The sequence below is a fragment of the Stenotrophomonas sp. 278 genome, from assembly GCF_003935715.1.
In the GTDB taxonomy this organism is placed as follows: domain Bacteria; phylum Pseudomonadota; class Gammaproteobacteria; order Xanthomonadales; family Xanthomonadaceae; genus Stenotrophomonas; species Stenotrophomonas maltophilia_AH.
Genome location: NZ_RHPP01000207.1, coordinates 1 through 5205, shown reverse-complemented (window position 1 = coordinate 5205; position 5205 = coordinate 1). Strand labels below are relative to the sequence as shown.

General features: G+C 67.7%; 5 protein-coding genes. All 5 read left to right on the top strand.

The window, feature by feature from the left end:
- A partial coding sequence (mnmG, locus tag EGJ34_RS20360; RefSeq protein ID WP_125362250.1) for a tRNA uridine-5-carboxymethylaminomethyl(34) synthesis enzyme MnmG occupies positions 1-1343 on the top strand: 1343 nt, incomplete at its 5' end.
- A gap of 131 nt (positions 1344-1474) precedes the next feature.
- Positions 1475-2008, top strand: coding sequence for a gamma carbonic anhydrase family protein (locus EGJ34_RS20355; protein ID WP_125362249.1), 534 nt, complete (start codon positions 1475-1477; stop codon positions 2006-2008).
- A 203-nt stretch (positions 2009-2211) separates the two neighbouring features.
- Positions 2212-2901, top strand: coding sequence for an RDD family protein (locus EGJ34_RS20350; protein WP_125362248.1), 690 nt, complete (start codon positions 2212-2214; stop codon positions 2899-2901).
- The gene (locus tag EGJ34_RS20345; protein ID WP_125362247.1) at positions 2898-3890 is read left to right on the top strand and encodes a stage II sporulation protein M; all 993 of its coding nucleotides are present in this window, start codon (positions 2898-2900) and stop codon (positions 3888-3890) included. The genes EGJ34_RS20350 and EGJ34_RS20345 overlap by 4 nt, the downstream gene beginning before the upstream one ends.
- The coding region (locus tag EGJ34_RS20340) for a DUF4129 domain-containing protein (protein WP_125362246.1) at positions 3880-5205 on the top strand (1326 nt) is incomplete at its 3' end. The genes EGJ34_RS20345 and EGJ34_RS20340, both read left to right, overlap by 11 nt.

Sequence of the window (5205 nt, the reverse complement as noted above, 5' to 3'; positions counted from 1 at the left end):
CGCTGGCCGCGCGTCTGCGCGAGCGGCCATTCGCGATCGACCGGCTCAAGACCGGCACCCCGCCGCGCATCGACGGTCGTTCGCTGGACTACAGCCTGATGGAAGAACAGCCGGGCGACGACCCGCGCCCGGTGATGTCCTTCCTGGGCGATGTGTCCGAACACCCGGCGCAGGTGAGCTGCTGGATCACCCATACCAGCGAGCACACCCACGAAATCATCCGCAGCGCCCTGCACCGCAGCCCGCTGTACAGCGGTCAGATCGAAGGCATCGGCCCGCGCTACTGCCCGTCCATTGAAGACAAGGTGGTGCGCTTTGCCGAGAAAGCCAGCCACCAGATCTTCGTCGAGCCCGAAGGGCTGGACGTGGTGGAGATCTACCCCAACGGCATTTCCACCTCGTTGCCGTTCGACGTGCAGCTGGCCCTGGTGCGCAGCATGCGCGGTTTCGAGAACGCGCATATCACCCGGCCGGGTTACGCGATCGAGTACGACTTCTTCGACCCGCGTGGTCTGAACAACACGCTGGAGACCAAGGCCGTGTCCGGCCTGTTCTTCGCCGGCCAGATCAACGGCACCACCGGGTACGAGGAAGCCGCCGCGCAGGGCCTGCTGGCCGGTCTCAATGCCGCGCGCCGCGTGCGCGATGAAGCCGGCTGGTGCCCGCGCCGCGACGAAGCCTATCTGGGCGTGCTGGTCGATGACCTGATCACCCATGGCACCACCGAGCCATACCGCATGTTCACCAGCCGCGCCGAGTACCGGCTGCAGCTGCGCGAGGACAACGCCGACGTGCGCCTGACCGGCAAGGGTCGCGAACTGCGCGTGGTCGACGACCGCCGCTGGAACGCGTTCCAGGCCAAGCAGGACGCGGTGGCGGCCGAGTCGGCCCGGTTGAAGGCGCTGTGGGCGACGCCGGGCAACGCGCTCGGCCGCGAAGTAGAAGCCACGCTGGGCGTGGCGGTCAGCCGCGAGACCAATGTGCTGGATCTGATCAAGCGTCCCGAACTGGACTACGCCAAGCTGATGCAGGTGCCGTCGCTCGGCCCGGGCGTGGCCGATGCCAAGGTGGCCGAGCAGGTGGAGATCGGCGTCAAGTACGCCGGCTACCTGGATCGCCAGCGCGAGGAAATCGAGCGCCAGCAGCGGCATGAGAACACCGCCATCGACGCCGCTTTCGATTACGCCAGCGTGCGCGGGCTGTCGGCCGAGGTGCAGCAGAAGCTCGAGCGCGTACGCCCGCAGACCATCGGCCAGGCGCAGCGCATTCCCGGCATGACGCCGGCAGCGATCTCGCTGCTGCTGGTGCATCTGGAGCGCGCACGGCGTTCGCGCGTCGCCTGACGGCGCGCCACGGATCGCACGCCCGCGTAGTGACGCGCCATGCGCGTCACCGCGATCCCAACAGCGACGTAGAGCCACGCCCTGCGTGGCTGCACGGGTATCATGCGGATCTGCCTTTACCGGAGCCTGCCATGTCCCCCCTGCGCCCTTTCCTCGACACTTTTCCGACTGTCGGCGAACGCGCCTACATCGATCCCGCCTGCACCATCATCGGCGACGTGGTGCTGGGCGAGGACGTCTCGGTTTGGCCGGGCTGCGTCATCCGTGGTGATGTAAACCACGTGCGCATTGGTGCGCGCAGCAACATCCAGGACGGGACCATCATCCACGTCAGCCACCACAGCCCGTACAACAAGGCCGGGCACCCGACCCTGATCGGCGAAGGCGTCACCGTCGGCCACGGCACCATCATCCACGCCTGCACCATTGGTGATTACAGCCTGATCGGCATGGGCGCTTGCATCCTGGACGGGGCCACCGTGGCCAAGCATGCCTTTGTCGGGGCCGGCGCGGTGGTCGGGCCGGGCAAGGTGGTGGGCGAAGGCGAGTTGTGGGTGGGCAATCCGGCGCGCCCGGCGCGGCGGCTGAGCGAGAAGGAAATCGAGTCGCTGCATTACTCGGCTGATCACTACGTGCGGCTGAAGGACAAATATCTGGGGATGTGACACGGTCGGCATCTCCGCGAAGAGCAGCCGGGCAAGCCCGGCTCTACATGGCGTGTCACAGGCAACCTGCCGCACATGGCGTGTCGCGGGCAACCGGCGCGACCCGTGGTAAAGTCGGGCTCCGACCAGGAAGCTGTCGAGACCCCCATGCCGTTGGCCGCCGTCCGGAGAGGATTCCGGCACCCCAACTCCACCAGGTGCGCATGAGCGCACTGATGCTGGACACCTACCGTGAAGTGATCACGCCCGAAGGCGTGCCGCTGCACCTGCCGGCCGCCGGACCGATCCCGCGTGCGCTGGCCTGGGGCATCGACTTCGCAGTCCGCGTGTTCGGCCTGCTGCTGATGAGCATTCCGCTGGCGTTCCTCGGCGATTTCGGCCAAGGGCTCTACGCCTGCCTGATGTTCCTGACCATGTGGGCCTACACCATCGTGCAGGAGGCGATCTGGGGCCGCACGCTGGGCAAGCGCGTGCTCCACCTGCGCGTGGTCGCCCAGGACGGCGCGCCGATCGGCTGGATGGCGTCAATCACCCGCAACCTGCTGCGCACCGTGGACATGCTGCCGTTCGGCTACGCACTGGGGCTGCTGTCGAGCCTGTTCGACCCGCACGGCCGCCGCCTGGGCGACCTGGTCGCCGGCACCGTGGTGGTACACGACGTCGCGCCGCCATTCGCCACGACGCTGGCCATCGACACCGTGCTGGCACCGCCGCAGCCATTGCAGCCGGCTGAGCAGGCCGCGGTGGTGGCGTTTGCCGAGCGTGCGCCGCGTCTGTCCAGTGCCCGCCAGCAGGAACTGGCCACGATTGCCGGCGACCTCACGGACGCGCAGGGCCAGGTCGGCGTGCTGCGTCTGTATGCGATGGCCAACTGGCTGCTGGGGCGTCGATGAGGCAGGAACAGTTCGTGGCCCGGTACCAGGAAGAGTGGCTGGCGCTGGAGCGCTGGCTGGTGCTGCGTGGCAGTGCCGGTCCGCGCGCGCGCCGCACGCCCGACCCGCAGCTGCTCAACGACGAGGACTTTCCACAGCGCTACCGCCGGCTGTGCCAGCAGTTGGCGCTGGCCCGCAAACGCGGCTACAGCCCGCAGCTGGTGGCACGCCTGCAGCAGCTGATGCAGCAGGGCCATGGCCTGCTGTACCGCACCCCGCCGGCACGCTGGCGTCGGGCGCTGGAGTTCCTGCTGGCCGATTTCCCGCAGCTGGTGCGCAGCCAGGCGCGCAGCATGTGGGTGGCTACCGCGCTGTTCGTGCTGCCGCTGGTGGGCAGCTTCGCGCTGATCCAATGGCATCCGGATGTCATCCACATGCTGATGGACCCGGGCCAGGTGGGCGAAATGGAGCGCATGTACGACCCCAGCGCGCCACGTCTGGGCCGTGACAGCGGCACCGACTGGATGATGTTCGGCTACTACATCATGAACAACATCAGCATCGGCCTGCGCACCTTTGCCAGCGGTCTGCTGGCCGGCGTGGGCACCGTGTTCGTGCTGTTCTACAACGGGCTGACCATTGGCGCGGTGGCCGGCCACCTGCAGCATATCGGCCACGGCGATCCGTTCTGGCGGTTCGTCTGCGGGCATGGTTCGTTCGAGCTCACCGCCATTGTCATTGCCGGCGGTGCCGGCCTGCAGCTGGGCATGAAACTGCTGGCCCCGGGCCGGCGTCGGCGCATCGATGCGCTGGTGGAAGGCGGCGTCATCGGCGCGAAGCTGTGCCTCGGCGTAGCCTTCATGCTGCTGGTGGCGGCCTTCATTGAAGCGTTCTGGTCCTCCATCGCCGAAGTACCGGCCTGGGGCAAGTACAGCGTGGCCGGCGTGCTGTGGGCGCTGGTGTTCGTTTGGCTGTGGCGCGGTGGACGCGGGAGCGGCCATGCGCATTGACCAGCTCAACGTCATGCTGCGCGCCCGTTCGGAATGGGAGGCGATGGAGCTGGGTACGGCATTGGCGCGCCGCCATGCGCGCGCCATCTGGTTGCCGCTGCTGTACGTCGGGTTGCCCTTGTTCGCGGCGGTCAACGCCGTGGCGTGGTGGACCGACCGATTCTTCCTCGCCTGGCTGCTGATGTGGTGGCTCAAGCCGGTGGCCGACCGCATCGCGCTGTACGTGATGTCGCGCGGCGTGTTCGGCGACGAACCCAGCCCGTGGCAGACCCTGCGCGCGCAGCGTCATTGGGGCTGGAGCGGCTTCTGGGGCTACCTGGGCTGGCGGCGCTTCAGTCCGTTCCGTTCCCTGCTGCTGCCGGTGAATCTGCTGGAAGGCAGCGACGCCACCCACCGCAGCCAGCGCCGGCGCGCCATCCTGAGCAGCGCCTTCAGCCATGCCGCGCTGTTGACCACCGTATGCATGGTGTTCGAACTGGTGATCGTGGTCGGGCTGATCGCCTGCATTTTCATGTTCGTGCCGTTTGATCTGTTGTCCGACTCCTGGCGCGCAGCGTGGGAGATGGTCACTGAACTGATGCCTCCGTGGACCAGGCTCGGGGTGAACCTGTTCTTCTGGATCGCGGCCACGTTGATCAGCCCGTTCCATGCCGGGGCCGGCTTCGCGCTCTACCTCAACCGCCGTACCGAGATGGAAGCCTGGGACGTGGAGATCGCGTTCCGACGTCTGCGCGACCGCCTGCAGCAGGCCGCGCCGCTGCTGGTGCTGGCCCTGGTGCTGGTATGGCCGCTGGGCGGCCTGCACGCACAGGATGCCAACGCAGAGACGCCGCAGTGCGCGGCTCCGGACACGCACGACAGCGACGACGACAGCTACTACGACGAGGACGAAGAGGAAAGCGACGAAGCACCGGCAGTTCCGGCAGACGACCCGTCCAACACCGCCGAGGTGATTTTTGGCGGTCCCAGGCCCGACACGGCCGGCTTCCGCCAGGCGGTACAGCGTGCGTACGAGGATCCACTGATCACCCCCACCCGCGAGGTCACCACGTGGGAGCGGAAGGACAACCCCGAAAAGGAAAAAAAGGAAGAGGACGCGAAAGATCGCGAAGACCGCGGCGAGCGCAAGGGTCCGCAGCTGCCTGCGCAGATTGCGGAGTGGATGCTGTGGGGCCTGGTCGGGGCCTTGGTGCTGGCACTGCTGGTCACCTCGCCCTGGTGGATCCGCTGGCTGCGGGGCAGCGGCGCGCGCCGTGCACAACAGGCCACCGCCGTTGCCGAAGAGGCGGTGCGCATTCCCGACGTGGTGCCGCCC